Source organism: Labrenzia sp. CP4 (genome assembly GCF_001579905.1).
Classification (GTDB): Bacteria; Pseudomonadota; Alphaproteobacteria; order Rhizobiales; family Stappiaceae; genus Roseibium; species Roseibium algicola.
In genome coordinates, this window is the sequence record NZ_CP011927.1 from 4,458,421 (window position 1) to 4,481,078 (window position 22,658).

15 protein-coding genes are annotated in these 22,658 nt (G+C 60.6%); 9 read left to right on the plus strand and 6 right to left on the minus strand.

The window, feature by feature from the left end:
- Nucleotides 1-169: 169 nt before the first annotated feature.
- Genes ACP90_RS20525 through ACP90_RS20535 form a run of 3 tightly spaced genes read right to left on the minus strand, consistent with a single transcriptional unit; the run spans nt 170 to nt 7,061 of the window.
- Nucleotides 170-1,066 (minus strand): class I SAM-dependent methyltransferase, encoded by an 897-nt coding sequence (locus tag ACP90_RS20525; protein ID WP_062489723.1) that lies wholly within the window; start codon nt 1,064-1,066, stop codon nt 170-172.
- Nucleotides 1,053-1,439: a hypothetical protein gene (locus tag ACP90_RS28455; protein WP_062489728.1), complete on the minus strand. Its 387-nt coding sequence runs from the start codon at nt 1,437-1,439 to the stop codon at nt 1,053-1,055. The genes ACP90_RS20525 and ACP90_RS28455 overlap by 14 nt, the downstream gene beginning before the upstream one ends.
- Nucleotides 1,440-1,457: 18 nt before the next feature.
- The gene (locus ACP90_RS20535) at nt 1,458-7,061 is read right to left on the minus strand and encodes a non-ribosomal peptide synthetase (protein WP_082809805.1); all 5,604 of its coding nucleotides are present in this window, start codon (nt 7,059-7,061) and stop codon (nt 1,458-1,460) included.
- Between the two features lie 244 nt (nt 7,062-7,305).
- Here ACP90_RS20535 and ACP90_RS20540 point away from each other — a divergent pair, with 244 nt between their 5' ends.
- Together ACP90_RS20540 and ACP90_RS20545 are read left to right on the plus strand one after the other, a co-directional pair.
- A complete protein-coding gene (locus ACP90_RS20540) occupies nt 7,306-8,091 on the plus strand; it encodes a methyltransferase domain-containing protein (protein WP_158514202.1) in 786 nt (261 codons plus the stop codon).
- Nucleotides 8,092-8,166: 75 nt separating this feature from the next.
- On the plus strand, nt 8,167-10,254 hold the full coding sequence (locus ACP90_RS20545) for a patatin-like phospholipase family protein (RefSeq protein ID WP_082809807.1): 2,088 nt from the start codon (nt 8,167-8,169) through the stop codon (nt 10,252-10,254).
- Between the two features lie 269 nt (nt 10,255-10,523).
- Here ACP90_RS20545 and ACP90_RS20550 read toward each other — a convergent pair whose 3' ends face one another.
- Entirely contained in the window at nt 10,524-11,453 is a 930-nt protein-coding gene (locus tag ACP90_RS20550; protein ID WP_062491827.1) for a DNA-binding response regulator, read from the minus strand.
- Complete coding sequence (locus tag ACP90_RS20555; RefSeq protein ID WP_062489738.1) at nt 11,440-14,853, minus strand: ATP-binding protein; 3,414 nt, start codon at nt 14,851-14,853, stop codon at nt 11,440-11,442. The genes ACP90_RS20550 and ACP90_RS20555 overlap by 14 nt, the downstream gene beginning before the upstream one ends.
- Before the next feature lie 516 nt (nt 14,854-15,369).
- Here ACP90_RS20555 and urtA point away from each other — a divergent pair.
- The 7 genes from urtA (at nt 15,370) to ACP90_RS20590 (ending at nt 22,027) form a co-directional block, all read left to right on the plus strand.
- Nucleotides 15,370-16,548, plus strand: a complete 1,179-nt coding sequence (gene urtA, locus ACP90_RS20560) for an urea ABC transporter substrate-binding protein (protein WP_208984573.1) — start codon at nt 15,370-15,372, stop codon at nt 16,546-16,548.
- 168 nt (nt 16,549-16,716) lie between these two features.
- Nucleotides 16,717-17,643, plus strand: coding sequence for an urea ABC transporter permease subunit UrtB (gene urtB / locus ACP90_RS20565; protein WP_062491829.1), 927 nt, complete (start codon nt 16,717-16,719; stop codon nt 17,641-17,643).
- Between the two features lie 10 nt (nt 17,644-17,653).
- Complete coding sequence (urtC, locus tag ACP90_RS20570; protein WP_062489740.1) at nt 17,654-18,817, plus strand: urea ABC transporter permease subunit UrtC; 1,164 nt, start codon at nt 17,654-17,656, stop codon at nt 18,815-18,817.
- 9 nt (nt 18,818-18,826) lie between these two features.
- Nucleotides 18,827-19,582, plus strand: a complete 756-nt coding sequence (urtD, locus tag ACP90_RS20575) for an urea ABC transporter ATP-binding protein UrtD (protein WP_022999885.1) — start codon at nt 18,827-18,829, stop codon at nt 19,580-19,582.
- 9 nt (nt 19,583-19,591) lie between these two features.
- Nucleotides 19,592-20,281, plus strand: a complete 690-nt coding sequence (gene urtE, locus ACP90_RS20580; RefSeq protein ID WP_062489743.1) for an urea ABC transporter ATP-binding subunit UrtE — start codon at nt 19,592-19,594, stop codon at nt 20,279-20,281.
- A 58-nt stretch (nt 20,282-20,339) separates the two neighbouring features.
- Complete coding sequence (fmdA, locus tag ACP90_RS20585) at nt 20,340-21,569, plus strand: formamidase (RefSeq protein WP_062489746.1); 1,230 nt, start codon at nt 20,340-20,342, stop codon at nt 21,567-21,569.
- A gap of 83 nt (nt 21,570-21,652) precedes the next feature.
- Nucleotides 21,653-22,027 (plus strand): FmdB family zinc ribbon protein, encoded by a 375-nt coding sequence (locus tag ACP90_RS20590; protein ID WP_062489748.1) that lies wholly within the window; start codon nt 21,653-21,655, stop codon nt 22,025-22,027.
- Between the two features lie 144 nt (nt 22,028-22,171).
- Here the strand turns inward: ACP90_RS20590 and ACP90_RS20595 are convergent, their stop codons facing one another.
- Nucleotides 22,172-22,654 carry a hypothetical protein gene (locus tag ACP90_RS20595; RefSeq protein WP_062489749.1) on the minus strand — a complete coding sequence of 161 codons (483 nt, stop codon included), beginning with the start codon at nt 22,652-22,654 and terminating at the stop codon, nt 22,172-22,174.
- Nucleotides 22,655-22,658: the final 4 nt, after the last annotated feature.

Here is a 22,658-nt window from a genome sequence, read left to right on the forward strand (position 1 = left end):
CTTTGGTTTGCGGTATTCTTTAGGGACGCTGCATTGGTTTTCCTGAGCCTCGCACCGGGGTCAAACCGCGAAGGCTGACACCGCAATCACGGGCCGAATTCGTTGTAAGAGATACGCTGCCAGCTCAGAAACAACGTTGCTCGGGTATAGCGGGTCAAACCCCATCAGCTCACTGCTTCGCCCGAGCAAGGACACCATATTCGCCCCCATGCGTGACACCGTGATCGATACCCGACAGATACCGGGTCTTGAATTCAGTCACCGTTCCCAGATCCGTCATTTCATAGCCCCGGTCGGCCAGGAAGCTCTTGATCGTCCCATGGGCGATCCGCCAATGGATGCTTTCGCCTTTCATGCGTAAATAGGTGCCAAGCAGGGGCCCGGTGTTATTTTCCGGCGCTTCCAAGGGCTCCACGCAGGTGCAAACCAACCACGGCGCGACCCCCTGGGAGAGCGTGACCAAAGTCTCGAGCATCTCGGTGACCTGTTCTTCTGTCAAATAAGCCATCACTCCCTCGCAGATATAGAGCGTGGTCCGTTCGGGCTGGAAGCCCGAGAACCCTCCGAGACGCGCGGCCAGGGTCTGCCGCGTGAAGTCCACGGACAGTTGATGGAGATTCTCCGCGGCAGCCATTCGCTCCCCGAGGGCCTGGGCCTTGGCCTCCCCTGTCGCCGGATGGTCGATCTCGATGAAATTGACTTCGGGAAAACGTTCATGAAGGCGCCAGGCCAAGGTGTCGAAACCAGCCCCCAGATTGACAACCTGCGTCACCCCTTCTGCCTCGATCGCGGACAGCACGGCGTCCTCGATGAACCGTTTGCGCAGGGCGTAATGCAGGGTCAGCCCCGGAACCAACAGGGTTTCCATCAAGGGAACAATCGTCCGGAACAGGGCGCTGTCGAGCTGACGCAAGCGTTTGCGTCCTTCCTCGGTGGCGGCCAGAATAGTCTGCCCCGCCGTCAGAACATCGTCGGCGACCAATCCCTTGTAGCGGGGCTTTCTCCCCACATACAGGAGCCCTTGAAGCACGGCATAGGCCGTGGCGCTCGCTTCATTTTCCTTCATGGTCCGTCCGATCCTCAGTTCTCTGTTCCAGCCAACGCTCTTCCGCGCTGCCCATGACCTCATTCAACAAGGTGGCCAAATCGCCAACCCCGGGCTCCTGAAAAAGGGACGAATGGTCCCCTGGCAAGGTGACCCAATCCACTGCGTCCGTCCCCGACAGCCATTCCCTGGCCCCCAGGCGGACCATCCATGCGCCCCGGCTTCGCCCGACGAAGATCATTCGCCCCGACCAGCGCGAGACCGAATGAGACCGGGCGAGGCGAAGCATGTTCAGCAAGCGGCGGTCGTCCGCCAACTCGCCAAATCGACCATCGCCGGTCCAACGGCCCAAACGATCGAACACCCCCGGCAGCGTGTGCATGATCTCCAGCACCAGGCGCCCCAGCCAGGTTCAACGCGGTCCCAGACTGTCCACCAGGGTCAAGCTCAGCACCGTTACGCCCCGCTCTTCCAGAACGCGAGCCAGGTCGTGGGCAGGCAATCCGCCGATGGAATATCCAAGCAGATGAACGGGCGCACTTTCCGCGAGACGCGCCACCTGGTCGGCGTAGGACGCGACCAGGTCGGCCATGTGCGTGATGGCGGGCTGGTCGAACAAGGCCGGTGGAGCCAGGCAATGGACGGATCTGCCTGGGGGCAGAACCTGGGCCAGTCTCTCAAAGGCCATCTCCCCCCGTATCCCTGGTGCGACGAGGAACAGCGGGGGAGCCTCGCCGCCGGATCGCAGTTGCCGGTGAAGAGGCCCCTCCCCGGCGTCCAGAGCGCCCTCACCATCAGCGGCCTCCCGGCGTAACAGCATCACAAACTCGCGAACCGTGGGTGCGGCATACAGACTGGTGGCAGGGACCTTCCGCCCCAATTCCGCTTCGATCCGCGTCATGATCCGAAGGGCCAGAAGAGAGTGTCCACCGATGTTGAAAAAATTCGCATCAAGGGGAACGGGAGCCCCTCCAAGTACTTCAGACCAGATGGAGGAAACGGCCCGCTCCAAGGGATCCCCCTCATCACCAGCTTCCACGCAGGAAGAACCAACAGCCCCCGCGTCGATGCGATCGGAGCTCCGCGGAGCCGGTAATCTTGCCCGGTCCACCTTGCCGTTCCGGGTGAGCGGAAGCGCCTCCAGCCAGCAATAGGCGATCGGACGCTGGGCCGGAGGCATGGTCTCCACCAGGACGCCATGCAAGCGTCCCACGGACGGCCTCGCCTGCGGAGCTGCCACGACATACGCGACCAGTTCCAGCCCCTCGCCCGTTTCCTTTGGGCGAGGCTCGACGACAACCTCCTTGATGCCCGGCACGGTGCGGAGGCGCGCTTCAACTTCGCCCGGCTCCACCCTTTGGCCATTGATCTTCACCTGACCATCAAGGCGCCCGGAGAACCAAAGAAGCCCTTCTGCGTCCAGCCAACCACCATCGCCGGTCCAGTACAGAAGCCCCCCATCGGAAGAAAGGGGATCGGTCCGATAGCGAACTGCGGATTCTTCCGGTCGGTTCCGGTACCCCAGGGCCAGAGCCGGTCCCCCGACGGCGATTTCGCCGATCACCCCGGGCGGAAGCGGCCGCCCCTGGGCATCAAGGACGCGGACCACGGTGTCATCCATCGGATAGCCCACCGCTCCGACCCGGTGGGGCGGCTCGTCGGTGGCGTCCCAGACGGTGGCGCAAATCGTTGTTTCCGTAGCGCCATAGACGTTGAACAGGCGCGCTCCGGATGTGGCCACCAAACGGTCCCTCAGGGCGGGGGTCAATGTCTCTCCACCGCAGGTGACGCCGCGCAAGCTTCGACATCCCATGTAGTCGGGATGGCTAACCACCTCCCGCAGCATGGAGGGGACGCCCACACCGTGGGTGACCTGTTCCTGGACCATCAGCCGGGCGACAGACCCCGGATCGAAACCCTCCCCTTCAGGGCTGACAACAAGGGTGGCGCCGGTGGTTACCGCCATCAACGCCTCCTGAACGGAAGGATCGAAAGCTGGTGATATGTAATTCAGGACCCGATCACCCGGACCGACATCCAAACGGCGGCACAGGTCCAGAAGACGGGAAGAAAGGGCTCCGTGGGGGAAAACAACACCCTTCGGCCGGCCCGTGGATCCGGACGTATGGAGGACAAAGGCAGGATCATCCGTGGCAACTGCACGGATGGAAGTCGCGCGGACGGTGGGACCGGAGGCGGTTTCGGTTCCCACGGACAGGGTGGGAACGCCCTCCAATTCAGGCAGGCTGTCTCGCGTAATCACGGCGAGGGGCCGGGCATCGGCCAAGATCTCCGCCACCCGTCCCGGAGGCGCGGCCACATCCATCGGCATGACCGCCAGTCCGGACTCCAGGATCGCCAATTGGGCCACGAGAAGGTCCGCCGAGCGGGGTAAAAGCGTCGCGACCAAATCGCCGGGGGTGCCGCCGAACGCCACAAGCCGCGCGGCCTGGGCATCCACGCGCGCCCAAAGAGTGGCGTTGTCAAGGCTCGCCGCTCCGTCGCGTACCGCCAACCGCTCCGGATGCGCCACGGCCAGACGGCGGGCACGCAGATGCACCGGCTCGGGGTCTCCCTTTTCCCAGCGCATGGAGGACGGGTCAGGGAAGGCCAAGTCAACATCGCCTGGACGGGTATCCGGACCCCGGACCAAGGCTTCCAACATCGCCCGATAGGAGGACGCCAGGCTCGCCGCGGTCTCCTTGCGGATCTGGCCTGGGTCGAAGACCACCATCCCTACGGTACCTTCGGGTGTATCGAACACCTGAAGGTTCACCTGTGACCCATCTTCCATCTGGGGAAGGAGGAAGCCCGACGCGCCTTCCGCGAGGGCTTCTTTCAGGGTTGCGGCCAGGGGCTGGGTAAAGACACCATGGCCGAATTGCACCTGGAGATAGGGACCGGGCCCTCCCACCCGTTGCGGATCAACGGCCTCGATGACATTGGGAAAAGGAATTGCCCGACGGTCGAGAAGCTCACCCATCCGGGTATTGAGCTTTTTGGCCAAGTCGCCAAGAGACCAGTCTTCCGCCTCCCTTTCCATCAGCGAAGGCATGACCATGGGAAGCGGGTTCACCGCGTACCCCACCCCGTTCTTGCCTAATGGCCGGATATCGGCCATGAACGTCACTGCCATGGGGCTCGGCGCCCCCAGCCGAACCAAGGACGCCCACCAGGCGGCCAAATGAAGCGACGCGCGCCCAACACCCAGACGCGCAGCCCGGTCCGCGACTGCCGAAGACAGACGCCGGGACAACGCGAAACGGCACGCCGGAAAGGCCCCAGCCGCTTCCCCGGGGACAGGGGCGGGCCAAGGGAGACGCACCGAGACCGGAACCTCGTCCAACTCCGTGCGCCAGGCATCCATTGCCTGCTCTCGCCCTGCTCCAACCAGGGCCGCCTCCTCCCGTCCGCGCGGATCGGGTGGCGGATCGAACTGGTCGAAGGTGTCCCCCCTCAGGAGACCGACAAGTTCCTGGGCGAGACGATCCAGGGATCGGGCGTCACACAGTAGATGGTGAATTGCGAGCACGGCAGGGCGCACGCCATCGACAACAGGCCCAAGTACCAGCCGAACGCCCTGACCATCGGTGGGGTCCAGAGGAGCCCTGGCGCTGGACCAAAGGCGCGTTTCAAGGGAAGCGATAGTCTCATCCGCCTGGGCATCCAGGACAACGAGCGATGGTTCTGGCTGGTCCTGAGGAAGGAACCGCGCGCCCCCACTGCCCAACACCACACGGAAACCGAGGACCGGATGCCGCCGGGCCAAGTCCGCAAGGGCCATCTTCACCGTCGAAGTGGAAGGCATACCAGGTAAAAGGATCGGGGTTTGCGTCACCATGGACCACTGCCCCATATCGGCAAACAGCAACGCCGCCTCACCCCGGCCCAGGGATCGCCCTCCATCGCCAGTGGCGGCCAGGACAGGAGAACCGCGACCCGTTTCGGCCCCGGGGTTCAAAGGTGAGTGGCCCGCGATCCAGGCGGCGACCTCGCCCAGTGTCCCCTCGCGCATCAACGCAAGAGGCGGTGCCTGACCATGGCGGACTTCCAACCACCCCGCGAGCGCGAGCACACCCAGGGAGTCCAGGCCCAGGGCGAAAAGGGGTTCGTCTACATCCAACGAGACACCGCGACCCAGTTGGCCTTCCAACCAACTCTTCAAATCCTCAACAGAACCAGCGAGGGACGTGCCGTCGGACGCCGGTGGATCGGCATCGGCGTCCGTCCAAAACGAGGTCAGCCGCCCATTCTTCAGGGCATCCCGCATGGCCCCGCGCCGAACCTTCCCACTGGAAGTGCGGATCACCTCCCGCCGGGGAACCAATTCCAAGCGATCCAGGGTGAGATCCATCTGGCGCCAAAGGGAGGTGCGAATGGCTTTGGCGACGGCCCGGGCCTCGTCCTCCCCGACCTCCTTGCGCAGACCGGCGACCATCGCAACCCGATCCCCGTCGCCCCAGGCGAAAGCCGCCTGACACCCCGGTTCCAGCAGGGGGCGAGCTTCCTGGGCCAGTCGTTCCAAGTCGTGGGGATAAAGAACACGACCATGGCGAAGAATGGCGTCGTCCATGCGTCCCGTAACGAACAGCTCTCCATCGTCCAGGAAGCCCAGATCGCGGGTGCGCAGAAACCGCTCCTCCCCCGGGGGAAAACCGTCAGGACGGACATTCACGTTCTGCGAGGCACCGGCATCGTTCCAGTAGCCGGCCGTCACCTGAGGACCGGCAACCCAGATTTCACCGACCTGTCCATCGGGTAGAACGCCATGCGTTTGCGGATCCACAACCAGAAGGTCCACGGTCTTGACCGGCCATCCCGAGGATACCAATGCAATGGATCGCTCTCCGTCCTCCTTCTCCGACATCCCGGCGCGCCGCGCGACCCCATGGTTCAGCCCGACATAACGGCGAACCATAGGCAGGACCCCGGGACGGGAAGTGGAAATGGTCAGGGTTGCCTCTGCCATGCCGTAGGTTGGATACAGTGCCTCCGCCTTCAGGCCAAAGGGAGCGAAGGCTTCAACGAAGCGGCTCAAGGTTGTCGCGCGTACGGGCTCGGCGCCATTGAAGACAACCTCCAGAGTGGAAAGATCCATCTCCGGCAAAGGTCGTCCTTTCGCCTTGGCCCTAGCGAGGGCTTCGACACAGGCATCAAAGGCGAAGTTCGGTCCGCCACTGACCGTCGCACCGTGGTCGGAGACGGCTTGAAGCCAGCGCAAGGGATCACGAACAATGGTGCTGGGCGGCAAAATAATCGACTGCCCACCGTTGAGGATGGTTTGAAGAAACCCGCCGAACAGGCCCAAGTCGTGAAAGACCGGCAACCAGGACACACAGATCGACTCGGCATTGAGTGCCATGGCCTGGCCTGTCGCCTCGAAGTTCGCCATGATCGCGCCATGAGTAACCGTCACGCCTTTGGGCGTCGAGGTTGATCCCGAGGTATACTGCAGAAGTGCCAGGTCTTCCTTGTCCGGCCAAGGATCGCCGGAAAAGCCGGCCAAGGTCTCGCCCAGACCGTCGGTTGTCAGGGCTTCCAAATCGGGCCAGGCCGGCATGGTTCTCCAGGCCGTCTCGGTGAGAAAGTCCGTCAGTTCCCCAGGCACCTCGGACCCAAGCAGCGGAGCATCCTCGCCCTCCACCAGACCCAAGGCGGGATGACAGTCCGCAGCGATCCTCATAAGCCGCTCCCCGGTGAGCCGTCGGGGAACGGGGACCGCGACGACCTTCAGGCGAAGGCAGGCCAGAAAAGCCAGGCAAAACCCCAGGGTATTTTCCTGGGCAAGCAGAACCCGATCTCCTGCGCGAACGAGCGGTGCCAATCGACCAGCCAAACCTTCCACGGCCCGCCAAAGAGTATGAAAATCAACTTCCCGCGCCGTTTGTACCGGGGCTGCGGGGAACGTCAGTGCTGGACGCGCACCTTGAAGAAGAGCCCAGCTCTTCAGCAAATCAAGGCAGGTTTGACAATTTTCACCATGCAAGCCGGAATTATTACTTGGCCGTGTGTCCAATTTATTTCTAGCCCCAAGTTCGCCCTCATCATTTTAGACCGGGCGCCAGCTTCCCCTCGAGAGACAATAGAAAAATATTTGCCTTCCAAAAATGATACTTAGCACATACCCTGCGAATTACGCAGGGCTCATCACAAAATTTCGCGGGACACCGCACCGCGGACTTTGCTTTCGCAAGATGAATATAATTTCAAGTAAATGTATCCAAAAAAGGTACAAATTTATGAAATATGATGACGATGTCATGATCGAAGACAAAAACTCAAAGAAAGACTTCGATCTGGACAGCAGATGGGGAAACTATATTAAGGCCGGTACGGACTTCCCGGTGGCCCGCAAGATCGAAATCGACGAGATGCTCGAACGGGCATCGGCGCGGGAGGGCGAGAAAGTCGCCGATTTTGGGTGTGGCGATGGGGCCATCACCCTTCCCCTGGCTGAGGCTGTGGGACCAGACGGACACGTCACCGCGCTGGACGCTTCAGACGGGATGTTGCGCGGACTGACCCGGCGGATAGGTGATCTCGCTGTAGACGCAGTACATCTGACCGGACCGGACCTGCCGCTCGCCGATGGCTCCGTCGATCTCGTGACGTCTCTGGCCAATTTCCACCATGTGCCTGACAAGATTCGGCAAGCCCGTGAATTCGCCCGGATTCTGCGCCCCGGTGGGCGTCTCGTCATCGGTGACGTGCCCGACAACACCAATATTCAACGTTACTTCGACGGCGCAGTGGACGAAATGTCCTCCACCGGACACAAACACCGTTTTCTGGACCCTTGGGACGCCGAGTTCATGTGTGCGGAATCGGGACTGACCCTCGTGTCCTGGGAAATTCGTCCCGTTCCATGGATTTTCGATTCCCCATCCGACGCAGCGCGCTTCCTCCACCTGATCCATGACGCCACCTGCACACCGCAGGAGTGCCTGGACCGTGCACGCCTGGACCTGGGCTACCACGAGGAACCGGGCCGCTTCCTCCTGTTCTGGAAGTTGTTCTACCTGACTGCCCACAAACCGATCTCTTGAGGCGCCACCAGGGTGCGGGCTTTGTTCCCGCCCCGTGCCATACTGTCCCGGCTTCAGCCGTTTTGGTGACCCCCAATGCCCATGCCCCCCTCCCTCACTCCCGCTGCCCTGCTACGCGAGATGGACCCTTTCCGGGATCTGCCCGAGGAGGTTCTGGACCAGTTGGCGGATACCGCGACCTTCCTTGCCTCGTCGAGCGCGCCTCGATGGCCCGCCAGGCCACATGACTCCGCGACCACGCTCTTTGAGGGCGAACCGGGCGCACCCCACACTTTCGTTCCTGTCTCACCGCCTTCTGACGGGGAGAGACCATTCCAGGCGGGATCGATCCTCGCACTCGACAGTCGGACCCTGCGCCGCGCCTACCTGGATGCTCCGGACCTCTTCCGCACCCACCCCTCCCATGCCGCGGCGCAATCCCTGCAAAGCCGGGTTTCCAAAACCCTTCGCCATGAAACGGCGTTTCGGAACGCCTCGCCTGAACTGCTATCGGACCTAGAAACCCGCCTCCCCGTTCGTGTCCATGCAGGAGGCGAGCGTATCTTTTCCCAAGGCGCAATCTCGGAATATCTGTTGATCGTCGTTTCAGGTATGGTTCGCCCCTCCCAGCATCAGCCCGACGGCAACGTCAAGATCTTTTCCCCCCTCGGTTCCGGGGCCGTGGTCGGAGAAATGGGCGTCGTGCTCGGGGACACCCGGGCCGCGGATTTGACCGCTGTTCGGGATTGCGAATGCCTGGTGATGGATCAAGAGATCTACCGATCCTTGCTCGTCAGCCATCCGATGGAAATAAGCAGGATCCTTGGTGGAGTGATCCGAGGCCACCTTGTTGCCGCGACTGAACGACAACCGCACGGCCATCCCTCGGCCATCGCCATTGTGCCCCTCGATGCGCCTGAAAACGCGGTCATGGCGGCGCATGAACTGCTTCCCGCTTTCACCGCACTGGGGCGCGTCAGCGCCTTGACCAGGGAAGATGGCCTTGCCATGTCCGAGTTTGGCCATGGCATAGAAACCGCGCATTTGAACGCTCTTGAGAAGTCCGTCGACCTGCTCCTTTATGTAGCCGACGAGGTCGAGGGAGCCTGGCGCGATTGTTGCCTGCGTCATGCCGACCATGTCCTCTTCGTCACCTCTTGGGATGCCGAAACGGCGCTTCGCCCGGTTGAAGTTCAATTTGCCGAGAACAAGACCCATTCCATGAAGAGGTATTCCCTCCTGGTGCTCCATCCCGCCCAGGCCCCCCGCCCGCAGAGAGCCAGGGAATGGCGCGCCGAGCGGGAGAATGCTCCCCAACACCACCTGCGCCTCTCGACCCCCGCGGATGCCGGACGGGTGGCGCGGACATTGGTTGGAAAGGCACGCGGTCTGGTCCTGGGAGGGGGCGGCGCACGCGGGTTCGCTCATGTGGGGGTTATCCGCGAGTTGAAATCCAGGGGGATTGACGTGGACATGGTGGGGGGCAACAGCATGGGAGCCCTTATCGGCGCCCAATTCGCCAAGGGGGACAGCCCGGACGAGATCCTTGAAAACACCCTCGCCCTGACCCGAAAGGGAGAACGCCCAACCCTTCCCCTGGTGTCTCTTGTCGGAGGTCGACGGTTTGCACGCTCCCTGGAGAACATGTTCGAAGGCTTGACCTTCGAGGACCTCTGGACACCCTTCTTCACTGTCGCCTGCGACCTTACCCTGGCAACCACCGAGGTGCTGGACAGTGGTCCTCTCCATTTCGCCGTGCGCGCGAGCAACTCTCCGGCCGGCATTTTTCCACCGACCTTGAAACGGGGGCATTTGCTGGTGGATGGAGCGATTTTGAACAACGTCCCGGTCGACGCGATGCGGGACCGCGTCGGGTCGGGCCAGGTGATCGCGGTCGACGTCAATCCCCGCGAAGATCTGGTCGTCGATGCCGCCCTGGAACGGTTCGGCCCGCTTGATGTGTTGACCCGCCTGTTTTCACGCCGGACGGAGAAGCTGCCAACCCTGCCTGAAATCCTGGTGCGTGCCGGCATTGTCGGCGGCATCGCCCACCGGGACCAAACCAAGGCGATGGCAGACCTCTTGATTGAACCCCCGGTGGGTCGCTTCCCCCTTATCGGCTATGGCCAGGCTCATACCATCGCCCAGGTCGGTCAGGATGCCGCGAGAGCGCGATTGAGCTGAACCGTTTCCATACGGAAACGAGCCCCGGAGAACAGGAAAAAGCTTCGGGATAGTGTAAGTCTATTTCTCATGCCGCAGGGATTTCAGAACGATCTGGAGCGACGATATCGAGGGTCGCTCCCCCGTGCCTATTGAACGTCATCCAGCCTTTGTCCGGATGAGGGTCTCGAGCGTCGATCTGTTGTGAAACGCAAGTGAGTTCCACCGCCAGAGACCAGGTAACAAGCGACGCGGCGCTTCTTCCAGCAAGACTTTCTTGCGCGTCGAGATCAGCCTTCCAGGATACGTCTCAGTGAAACAACCGCGGCCGAGGTCCGGTTTTCAACGCCCAGCTTGCCGAAGATCCGGTCCAAATGCTTGTTCACCGTGCGCGGGCTCATGTCCAGAATGGAGGCGATTTCCTTGTTGGACTTTCCGTTGGCAATCCAGATCAGGACTTCGGCTTCGCGTTCCGTCAGGTCGAAGGCATCCTTCAGGATTTCGGAAGGCACGCTGTCCGAGACATCCGACACGCGCAGCAGATGCTCACCCGCGCTGATGTTGCCGGCATAAGTGAACCGCAACTCCCGTCCCTTGATACGGGCAACAATGTCCTCTTCCTTCTGGGCAGCCTTTCCCTGTGGCAGCAGGTAATGGCGTAGCCAGTCGACGGCAGCTTCCGGCAACTGCCCGGCAGCCGCTGCGTCCTCGGCCGTGCCCGTACCAAGCAGCGCGGAGGCCTGCGGTGTCGCCCAGCATACGGCGCCCGACAGGTCGACCGACATCAAGTAACGTCCGGATGCATCAAGTGCGACATGGGCGCTGCGCGAATTCCGGGCGTTGGAAATATGCACGCGCAGGCGGGCGATCAGTTCGTCCGGGTTGACCGGCTTGGTGACATAGTCGACGCCACCTGATTCCAGGCCCCTGACAATATGTTCCGTCTCGCTCAGTCCGGTCATGAAGAGAACCGGTACATCCCGAAGGTCTTCCAGCGCCTTCAGGCGCTTGCTGGTTTCGAAACCGTCGAGCTCCGGCATGATCGCGTCCATGAGGATCGCATTGGGGATCACGCGGGCTGCGATTTCTATCGCCTTTCGACCGCTTTGAGCCACCAGAACGGTGAAACCGGCTTCCTCTAGGGCGTCCGAAAGCATGCCCAGGGAAGAAGGTGTGTCATCGACCAGCAGCACCGTCTCGGCCTGACTAGGAGCATTCATGATCATGTCCGAGCCTTTCCAGAAGCTTGTCGTATTGGGTGAGATCGAATTCCCTGATGAGACGCCGCATGTGATGGACAAAGTCCGCCGCATGCGGCTCATGCGCCTCGATGTCGTCGAGTTTTGCCTTGATTCCACGCACATAGCCGATGTCGCTCAGCTGTTTCAAAATCCCGAGGCTCTCTTCCGACGGCAGGCAGGCCTTCTCGAATATCGCCCTGCCCGACGATCGCAGCCCCTCTGCCGGCGGCGCTGCCGCGGGGTCGTCCGTGCGCCAGACGAGTTTCAATGCCAGCTGAAGCTTGTCCTGCAATTCCTGCAGTCTCACGGGCTTCACCAGGTAATCGTCATGATAGATACGGTGCACCGGGTCCCGACCACTGTCATCCGCATTGGCCGAAATCATGATGATGACCGCATCGCCAAATCCGCTTTCCCGCAGCTTGCGGGCAAGGTCCCAGCCACTCATGCCCGGCATGCTTATGTCGAGCAGAAAGGCATCGGGATGTTCGTCCTGTACCATCGCCAGACACGAGCGGCCGCTTGCCGCGGCAAGAACCTTGAAACCGAGAGGCGACAGGAAATCCCTGATCAGCTCCCTTTGGGCGGGGTCGTCATCCACCACCATGATCGTCTGGATCGGACCGTGATACCCGCGAATGCGTTTTTCCGCCCGCCCCGCCTGGATCGGCGCTTCCGCGGCGCTCAAAAGCATGCGGACCTTGAACGTGCTGCCGGCACCAACCGTGCTTGAAACCTGGATGTCACCGCCCATCACTTCGCTCAGGAGTTTGGTGATCGTCAGACCGAGCCCCGTCCCGGGAACGGCCTCCTTGCCGTCTTCCTCTATGCGTTCGAACGGATTGAAGATCCGCTCGAGATTTTCCGGAGCGATGCCGATGCCGGTATCGACCACTGCAAATTCGGCAACTTGGCTGTGATAGGACACCTTCAGTTTGACGCTGCCTGTGTCTGTCCATTTGATGGCGTTCGACAACAGGTTGATCAGCACCTGCCGCAAGCGCTTCTCGTCACCGAACACGAACACCGGAAGGTTTTCGGCAGGTTCGAACAGAAAGCGCAATTCCTTGGCGTCGGTCTGGAGGCGGAACATGTCGACTGTCTGTGCCAGGAATTCATGCAGGTTGAACCGTTCCCGGTAGATGGTGAGATGCCCGGCCTCGATCTTGGAGATGTCCAGCAGGCCCTCGATCAGCCCGGCTAGGTGATCGGCCGAATGCTGGATCACCTTCACGGCGTCTCGTCTGTGGGCGGGGATTGCCGGGTCCTTGCGCATCAACTGAGCGTAGCCGGAGATCGCATTTAGCGGCGAGCGCAGTTCGTGGCTGATGCCGACCACATAACGGCTCTTGGCTTCGTTGGCGGCCTCCGCGGCTTCCTTGGCTTTCTGCAACTTGGCGTCGGTGCGTTTGTGCGCGCGGATTTCCTTCATCAAAAGGCTGGTCTGGCGCCTTGTTTCCTCATTGGCGAACTTCCGGCTTTCGTGGACAAGAACGAACAGCCAGGCCATGACACCCGAGGTGACCAGCAGAATGAAGAAGACCTGGGTCAGCGCCCTGCCGACCCCTTCGCTGCCCGCCCCCGGCGAAATGGATTCCGCCTCGACATAGACAAGCGACAGGATCGCCCCGAGTGAAGCGGTGATCAGGATCATGACACTGAAATAAAGCCCGATCCGGGAGCTCATCCAGCCGGCGATCCGGTCCGGAAGGATCGAATGAAGCAGAACAGTGACCTGGTCGCCGATGCGTGCTTCCTGTTTGCAGTCATCCTCGCAGCGCGCATCGAGTGAGCAGCACAGCGAGCAGATCGGCCCCGAATAGACCGGGCAATGCGCCATGTCCTCATGCTCGAACGTATGCTCGCAAATACAGCATTGAATGTCGGGGGGACGTTCGCCGTCGGGGGTTACAGCCCGTACCGGTTCACGGGCGATATAATATTTGCCGCCGGTCGCGTAGGCGATCAGCGGGGCAAGGAGAATGGCGGTAAACAGAGCAATGTAGCTTGCCAGCGCATGAGCGGTCTGGCCGAACACCCCAGAATAGGCAATGAGGGCGATCAGGCTTGCCGCGCCCATAGAGCCAAGGCCGACCGGATTGATGTCGTACAGATGGGCACGCTTGAACTCGATATGTTTCGGGCTGAGCCCAAGCGGCTTGTTGATGACAAGATCGGCAAAGATCGCGCCGATCCAGGCAACGGCAACCACGGAATAAAGACCGAGCGTTCGTTCCAGCGCCTTGTAGACACCAAGCTCCATGAGCGCGAGTGCAATTGACACATTGAAGACCAGCCACACCACCCGGCCCGGGTGGCTGTGGGTGAGACGGGAGAAGAAGTTCGACCAGGCAATGGAGCCGGCGTAGGAGTTGGTCACGTTGATCTTGACCTGGCAGACAATCACGAAGAGCCCCGTCAGGGCGACTGCCACCTCCGGCGTCGTGGCCTTGGTGAAGGCGACCAGATACATGTGCGTCGGTTCGATTGCCTTGTCCGGACTGAGGCCGCTCTGCAGGGCCAGAACCACCAGGAACGACCCCAGCAGCAGTTTCACCGCGCCGATCAGGATCCAGCCTGGACCTGCCGCCAGAAGGGCGAACCACCATTTCAGCCTGTGCCCGCGCCGTTGGCGCGGCAGAAAGCGCAGGAAATCAACCTGTTCGCCGATCTGCGCGATCAGCGAGAACAGAACGGCGCTTGAAGCACCGAAAAGCAGGAGGCTGAACTGGCCGCCCTCGTCGCCCAGCCGGCCAGAGAAGTTCTGCCAGTCGTCCAGCGGAGCCACGCCCTGCCAGGCCAGGAAAGCAAACGGCAGGATCTGCAACACGATCCAGAGCGGCTGGGTGTAGATCTGCAGCCGGCTGATCAGGGTGATGCCGTAGATCACCAGCGGAATGACCACAAGCGTGCACAGAAGGTAGCCGATGTTGAGCGGCACACCGAGGAACAGCTCCAGCGCCGTTGCCATGATGGCCGCCTCGAGGGCGAAGAAGATGAAGGTGAAACTTGCGTAGATCAGCGAGGTTACTGTCGAGCCGATATAACCGAACCCGGCTCCGCGGGTGAGCAGGTCGATATCCACGCCGTATTTCACGGCATGGTAGGCAATCGGAAGGCCGGTAATGAATATGAGCAGGCAGACGACGCCAATCGACGAGACGGCATTCGTGAAACCGTAGTTGTAAGTGACGGCAGCCCCGATCGCCTCAAGGGCCAGGAAGGAAATTGCGCCCAGCGCGGTGTTGGCAACCCAGACCGGAGACCAGCGGCGGGCGCTTTTGGCGGTGAAACGGAGCGCAAAGTCCTCCAGGGTCTGATTTGCGACCCATTGATTGTATGTTCTCCGCAGGCGCACAACCCGCTGATGACTACCCATTGCCCATCACCATCCCGCCCGCCGGAACCGGCGCGCCAGCCCACTCATTGTGCATTGCATCTATTTTTCATGCACATTTTTGTTCAAGATTTGCGGCCTCCCCCTCGAATTGATCAACAACCGCCAATCGACGAACTTCCAAGCAATTTCTATGCCTCATTCAAAAAATATTAAAAAATTTCAATATTCCCATCAATACAATTCGTTCGAATTCAAAAAATACGAATGACAACTTATCTTACGATCGAATTTCAGATTTTTGGACTATGAATTTATTCCAAACATGGAAGTCTTTCACATGCGGTAGTGCGGAGAAATAAGTCAAATAACCCACAGCAACTGACGCATTGCGGCACTGCACAATTCCAGACGAGCCTTGGATGCATGCGGAGGAGCTTCACGGCGCTCTGCTTCAACCTCAACCTCAGAGGGGTCCAGAGAATGAAACGTCTGAAAGACTTGATTGACCACCGGCTGTCTCGCCGGTCCGTGCTGTCAGGCACGGCAGCCGCGGCAATGCTGGCCACCGCCAGCACATTTGCACCTGCCATCGCCGACGACGCCAACACGACTGGCCTCGCGGTCACAGAAGACACCGTGAAGGTCGGCATCCTGCACTCCGTCACCGGAACCATGGCGATTTCCGAGACCGGGTCGGTGCAGGCAGAAAAGCTCGCCATCGACCAGATCAACGCCATGGGCGGCGTGCTTGGACGCAAGATCGAATACATCCAGGAAGATGGCGCATCCGACTGGCCGACCTTTGCCGAAAAGGCAAAAAAGTTGCTGGTGAACGACAAGGTCGCGGCTGTTTTCGGATGCTGGACATCCGCGTCGCGCAAGGCTGTTCTGCCCGTCTTCGAGCAGTATAACGGCATGCTCTACTATCCGACCTTCTATGAAGGCCTGGAACAGTCCCCCAACGTGATCTACACCGGCCAGGAAGCCACCCAGCAGATCATCGCCGGCATCGACTGGGTCGCCAAGGAAAAAGGCGCCAAGAGCTTCTACCTGCTTGGTTCCGACTATATCTGGCCGCGGACGTCCAACAAGATCGCCCGCAAGCACATCGAGAAGCTTGGCCTGGAGGTTGTCGGCGAAGAGTACTATCCGCTCGGCCACACCCAGTTCAACTCGGTGATCAACAAGATCAAGCTGAAGAAGCCGGACGTGATCTACGCCATTGTCGTGGGTGGTTCCAACGTTGCCTTCTACAAGCAGCTGAAGGCTGCCGGCATCGACATGACCAAGGAAAAGCCGGTTCTTCTGACTATCTCGGTGACCGAGGATGAAATCCGCGGCATCGGCGGCGAGAACATCGAAGGCGCTTATGCCGCGATGAAGTATTTCCAGTCTCTCGACAATGAGAACAACGCCGAATTCGTCAAGTCCTTCAAGGAAATGTGGGGTGACGACATCGTTATCGGCGACGTAACGCAGGCCGCCTACCTCGGCCCCTGGCTCTGGAAGGCCGCGGTTGAAAAGGCCGGCAGCTTCGACATCGACAAGGTGCGTCTTGCCTCCCCAGGCATCGAGCTCACCACCGCGCCGGAAGGCTATGTCCGCGTCCATGAAAACCACCACCTGTGGTCCAAGACCCGCATCGGCCTTGCCAAGCCGGACGGCCAGTACGAGCTGGTTTACGAGACGGCCGACCTGATGGAGCCGGATCCGTTCCCGGAAGGCTACCAATAAGCCTCCGACAGTTCCCCCAGGGATGGAAACGCCCTTCCAGAAAGCGGGCATAACCGGGGCGCTGCGTGGAGGCAGCCTGCGCAGCGCCCGTCCCCTTCGTTTCAAACCCTTATTCGCAGCAGGGGAACAGGCGTTCCGCCTTGACCCCGCAGCATGGAGACGCGCGCAATGTTCGCCGATTATTCATGGACGGAACTCGGGTCCATATTCGCCATGCAGGGTTTTGCCGGACTGATCCTGTTTTCCGTTTTCGTCCTCATGGCCCTGGGTCTTGCAATCATCTTCGGCCAGATGGGCGTCATCAACATGGCTCATGGCGAGTTCATGATCCTTGGCGCCTATGTCACCTATCTTTGCTCCAATTTCGTCGAGACCTATGTCCCGTCCCTTTTCGGCATCTACTTCTTCTTCGCCATGGCATTGGCCTTCGTCGCTGCGGGTGCACTCGGGGCACTCGTCGAATGGTCGCTCATAAGGCATCTCTACAAGCGTCCGCTGGATACCCTGCTGGCGACCTGGGGCCTGAGCCTCATCCTTCAGCAGGCCTACCGGTCGATCTTCGGCGCGCGTGAAGTCGGCGTCAGCCTGCCGAACTGGCTGCTCGGGTCCGTGCCGCTGACGGACATCATTGAAATCCCGATCAACGGCATCTTCGTCATGGTGCTGACCCTGGTCATCGCCATCGGCGTCTATTTCATCCTGTTCCGCTCCCGCATGGGCATGCAGACCCGCGCTGTGGTCCAGAACCGCGTCATGGCCGGGGCCGTCGGCATCAACACCGAAAGGGTCGACCGGCACACCTTTGCTCTTGGCTGCGGCATTGCGGGCATTGCAGGCAGCGCCTTCACCATGATCGGCTCGACCGGGCCGACCGCCGGGCAGCTTTATATCGTCGATACCTTCCTGATCGTCGTTTTCGGTGGCGCAGCAAGCCTGCTCGGAACGATCGCGTCTTCCTTCGCCATCAGTCAGGCCCAGTCCACCATGGAGTTCTTCCTGTCCGGCTCCATGGCGAAGGTCCTCACCCTGCTGACCGTCGTCGGGATCCTGATGCTGCGCCCCGAAGGTCTCTTCTCCCTGAAAATCCGTCGCTGAGGAGGTTCCGATGACACATGTGAAATCCCTGCTGTCTCGACAGGAACTGATCGGACTGCTGGTCGTGGCCGCGCTGATCTTCGTCTTGATGCCCCTGTCGATGGACATCTTCCGTCTCAACCTGTTCGGCAAATACCTGACCTATGCCTTCGTCGCTATCGGGCTGGTGCTGTGCTGGGGCAAGGGCGGTATCCTGAGCCTTGGGCAAGGCGTCTTCTTCGGCCTGGGCGGCTATTGCATGGCCATGTACCTGAAGCTGGAGGCCTCCACGCCGGAAGCGACCGCGATCCAGTCCACCCCGGGCATTCCCGACTTCATGGACTGGAACCAGATCACGTCCCTGCCCTGGTTCTGGGAACCCTTCAACAGCCTGACCTTCACGCTGCTGGCCATCATCGTCCTTCCCGCGCTGTTTGCCTTCGTAATTGGTGCGGCGATGTTCAAGCGAAGGGTTGGCGGTGTCTATTTCGCCATCATTACCCAGGCAATTGCAGCCATCCTGACGATCCTGATCATCGGGCAGCAGGGCTATACTGGCGGCGTCAACGGCATCACGGATCTCAGGACCCTGAAGGGCTGGGACATCCGCACCGACGAAGCCAAATACGTTCTCTACTACGTCAACGGAGGTCTTCTGATCGCCGTCCTGCTGCTGAGCCAGTTCGTTCTCAAAAGCAAGCTCGGCCGTCTCTTGGTCGCCGTCAGGGACAAGGAGGACCGGGTCCGGTTTTCCGGTTACGACGTTTCCAACATCAAGATCTTCGTCTTCTGTTTTGCCGCGGTCCTTTCAGCCATCGGCGGCGCCATGTTCACCTTGCAGGTCGGCTTCATGTCCCCCTCGTTCGTGGGCATCGTTCCTTCCATCGAGATGGTCATCTTCTGTGCGGTCGGCGGCAGGCTTTCCATCTTCGGCGCGGTCTACGGAACGCTGCTGGTGAACTGGGCCAAGACCACCTTTTCCGAAACCTTCCCCGAGTTGTGGCTCTTTGGCCTGGGCGGGCTCTTCATCGCCGTTGTCCTGGTGTTCCCGAACGGATTGTCCGGCCTCTATCGCACCTACCTGGCACCGCATGTCGACCGGCTGATTTCACGGGGCAATAGCGGCAACAGGTTAGAACCAGTCAGCCCTCCCCCCGACCTTGACGGCGACGCAACCGCAAAGCCAGCCGAGTAGGAGAGACACATGAACACCATCAGCAACAACACCGACTTCCTGCTGTCCATCGAAAACCTGTCTGTTTCCTTTGATGGCTTCAAGGCAGTGAACGACCTGAACCTTTACGTCGACGAAAATGAGATCCACGTCATCATCGGACCGAACGGCGCGGGCAAGACAACGGTTCTCGATCTGATCTGCGGCCGCACCAAGGCGACCGCCGGTTCGATCAAATTCCGCCAAAAAGAACTGACCCAGCTGCGCGAACACGAGATCGTGCTTGAGGGGGTCGGACGCAAGTTCCAGAACCCGTCCATCTATGAGGACCTGACGGTCTTCGAGAACCTGGAGCTTTCCTTTCCCCGTGGCCGAAGTGTCTTCGGTGCCCTCACCTTCAAGCGCGATGCGGAGGTGACGACACGCGTGCGCGAGATTGCCGAAATGGTGTTCCTCGACACGCTCCTGGACATGCAGGCAGCCCTGCTCAGCCACGGCCAGAAACAATGGCTGGAGATCGGCATGTTGCTGATCCAGGACCCGGAACTCCTGATGCTCGACGAACCTGTTGCCGGCATGAGCGTCTCGGAGCGCAAGCAGACCGCGAAGCTTCTCAACGAAATCACCAAGGGACGTTCGGTGATGGTCGTCGAACACGACATGAAATTTGTCGAGGACATCGCCCACCGCGTCACCGTCCTGCACCAGGGCAAGATCCTCTCCGAGGGCTCCATGGCAAAGGTGCAGGCCGATCCCAAGGTCATTGACGTTTATCTCGGCCACTAGGAGGCGATCATGCTCAATGTTGCACAGTATCACGTTGCCTACGGCCAGAGCGAAGTCCTGCACGGCCTCGACTTCACGGTCGCGCCGGGAGAAATCATCGCCATCATGGGCCGCAACGGCATGGGCAAGACCACGCTGATGAAATCCCTGATGGGGATCGTGCCCACCAGCAACGGCGCTGCCGCGGTCGACGGCGTCGACATCACCACCATGAAGAGCTACGAGCGCGTCGCCAGAGGCATCGCCTATGTGCCTCAGGGGCGGATGATCTTTCCGACCATGACGGTCCAGGAAAACATCGAAACCGGCCTGACCATCAGCGGTCAGAGCAGGGTTCCCGGCGACATCTACGAGCTGTTTCCGGTGCTGCTCGACATGAAGGGCCGTCGCGGCGGCAATCTCTCGGGCGGCCAGCAACAGCAGCTGGCGATTGCCCGCGCGCTGGCGACGAACCCGAAGGTCCTGCTGCTGGACGAACCGACCGAAGGCATCCAGCCGTCGATCATCCGCGAGATGGGCCGCGTCCTGAAACGTATCCGCGACGAGCGCGGACTTTCCATCGTTGTGTCGGAACAGGTTCTGTCCTTCGCCCTCGACGTCGCCGACCGGGTGCTCGTCCTGGAGAACGGCCGCCTTGTCCACGACGAACCGCGGGCAAGCGTCGACGAGGAAAAAGTCTCCGCGTTCCTGTCCGTCTAACCAGCTCATCCAGTTCAACAGCGCACGCTTTTCAGGCGCAAATCCAGAGGAGAACCCCATGGCAGATACACTGATTTCGGTAGATTTGAGCGAGTCCCCGCATACCAATGAAAAGGTCCATAACCGCTGGCACCCGGATATTCCGATGGCGGTCTGGGTGGAGCCGGGCGACGACTTCAAGATCGAGACCTATGACTGGACCGGCGGGCAGATCAAGAACGACGACAACGCGGCGGATGTGCGCGATGTCGAACTGGAACAGGTGCACTACCTCTCCGGTCCGATCGGCGTCAAAGGGGCCGAGCCGGGCGACCTACTGGTCGTCGATATCCTCGACATCGGCGCCAAGGAAGAAATGCTCTGGGGCTTCAACGGCTTCTTCTCCAAGCAGAATGGCGGCGGGTTCCTGACGGAGCATTTCCCGGAAGCCCAGAAATCCATCTGGGATTTCGAAGGCATGTTCACGCGCTCGCGCCATGTGCCGGGCGTCAGCTATGCCGGCCTGATCCACCCGGGTCTGATCGGCTGCCTGCCGGACCGCAAGATGCTGGACATGTGGAACAGTCGCGAAAAATCGTTGTTCGATACGGATCCCGACCGCGTTCCGGCACTTGCCGCCCTGCCGAACACACAGTCTGCGCATATGGGACAGCTCAAGGGCGAAGCGCGCGACAAGGCCGCTGCCGAAGGCGCGCGGACGGTTCCCCCGCGTGAACATGGCGGCAACTGCGACATCAAGGATCTTTCGCGCGGGTCAAAGATCTATTTCCCGGTCTATGTGGACGGTGCCGGTCTCTCCATGGGTGACCTGCATTTCAGCCAGGGCGACGGTGAAATCACCTTCTGCGGCGCGATCGAAATGGCCGGCTGGCTGCACATCCGGGTCAACCTGATCAAGGGCGGGGTCGCGAAATACGGGATCAAGAACCCGATCTTCAAACCGTCGCCGATCACGCCGAAATATGACGACTACCTGATCTTCGAAGGCATCTCGGTCGATGAGGCTGGCACACAGCATTACCTTGACGTGCACATCGCCTATCGCATGGCCTGCCTCAACGCCATCGAGTACATGAAGAAGTTCGGCTATTCCGGCGCGCAGGCCTACGCCATCCTGGGAACGGCGCCTGTACAAGGACATATTTCGGGCGTGGTCGATATTCCAAATGCCTGTGCCACCTTGTGGTTGCCCACCGACATCTTCGACTTCGACATGATGCCGGGTGCGGACGGACCGAAGACCTTCATTGACGGATCGGTCGACGTTCCGCTTTCCCCGGATCTCTGATCCGGACGTGACGACGAGACGGGCCCTGCCCGTCTCGAACCCATTTCGCCGGCCAGCCGGCTTTCCGTCTTTCAGGATCAATCATGCCAACCTACGATTATCTGTGCGCTTCCTGCGGTCCCATCTCCGCCAACCGGCCGATGTCCGCCCATGCGGATCCGATCGAATGTCCGATCTGCAAGGCGGAAACCCCGCGCGCGATCCTTCAGGCGCCGCATATGTCGGGCCTGTCTCCCAGCGACCGGGCTGCCCATCAGCGCAATGAAACGTCCCGGCACAATCCGAAATTCTCGACCAAGTCGGATCGTGACGACAGTGCGAGGGAAAACCGAAAACGTCACCCGTCAGGCTGCTCGTGCTGTTCCGGCTCAAAAGGCAATTTTCGCTCAAGTGCGGTCTACAAGGCCGACGGCAGCAAGACGTTCCCCTCAAAACGCCCCTGGATGATCAGCCACTGACAGGTCGCGTATTCAGGGATACATGGCAGGCCGCCTTGTTCCATTTCGTCAAAGCTGCGTGAGGAGGAGGCGGTCACTCGGTCAGGGAGACCATTTGCGTGACCTCGTTCACGTTGGCCGCAACGTCTTCAACAAGGCTGTTGGTCAGTCGCACTCGTCGTAGCGGCTGTCGCCGAATTCCAGCCAACGCTGACCGGCGTCTTCGAACACCAAGTATTCGGAGTGGTCTTCCCCCAAGAGGGCGACCACAAAGCCGTGCGGCGGTTGTGTTTTGCCGAAGTAGCTATAGGCCGTCATGGCCCTGATATCTGTCCCGTTCACCGTCACGACAGCATCCCATTCACCGTCGGGTTGTTCCGGTGTGTTGTATTCAATTCTCTGTTTTCCTGCCGCCTCGCCACAATAGGCGACACCTTTGGACGGCTGCGCCGACACCCGGACGAACCGCCCGCTGAAGATGGAACACGAGACACCCGCCAACTGGTTCGGGCCGCATCCCCTTTCGTGCTCCCATGAGCTGCTGTGCATCCTTTCGCCGGCAGGAAAGACAGCTCGCCACTGTCCGGCGGTAGCGGGAATCGCTGCAAAGGTGAGTGCGACAGCGAAGCAAATGCCGAATTTGAACATATGT

Coding starts and splice junctions, on each gene's coding strand:
- ACP90_RS20555 (WP_062489738.1), bottom strand. CDS start 14,853: ATGGGTAGTCATCAGCGGGTTGTGCGCCTGCGGAGAACATACAATCAA.
- ACP90_RS20595 (WP_062489749.1), bottom strand. CDS start 22,654: ATGTTCAAATTCGGCATTTGCTTCGCTGTCGCACTCACCTTTGCAGCG.
- ACP90_RS20590 (WP_062489748.1), top strand. CDS start 21,653: ATGCCAACCTACGATTATCTGTGCGCTTCCTGCGGTCCCATCTCCGCC.
- fmdA (WP_062489746.1), top strand. CDS start 20,340: ATGGCAGATACACTGATTTCGGTAGATTTGAGCGAGTCCCCGCATACC.
- urtE (WP_062489743.1), top strand. CDS start 19,592: ATGCTCAATGTTGCACAGTATCACGTTGCCTACGGCCAGAGCGAAGTC.
- ACP90_RS20540 (WP_158514202.1), top strand. CDS start 7,306: ATGATCGAAGACAAAAACTCAAAGAAAGACTTCGATCTGGACAGCAGA.
- urtA (WP_208984573.1), top strand. CDS start 15,370: ATGCTGGCCACCGCCAGCACATTTGCACCTGCCATCGCCGACGACGCC.
- urtB (WP_062491829.1), top strand. CDS start 16,717: ATGTTCGCCGATTATTCATGGACGGAACTCGGGTCCATATTCGCCATG.
- ACP90_RS20550 (WP_062491827.1), bottom strand. CDS start 11,453: ATGAATGCTCCTAGTCAGGCCGAGACGGTGCTGCTGGTCGATGACACA.
- urtD (WP_022999885.1), top strand. CDS start 18,827: ATGAACACCATCAGCAACAACACCGACTTCCTGCTGTCCATCGAAAAC.
- ACP90_RS20545 (WP_082809807.1), top strand. CDS start 8,167: ATGCCCATGCCCCCCTCCCTCACTCCCGCTGCCCTGCTACGCGAGATG.
- urtC (WP_062489740.1), top strand. CDS start 17,654: ATGACACATGTGAAATCCCTGCTGTCTCGACAGGAACTGATCGGACTG.
- ACP90_RS20525 (WP_062489723.1), bottom strand. CDS start 1,066: ATGAAGGAAAATGAAGCGAGCGCCACGGCCTATGCCGTGCTTCAAGGG.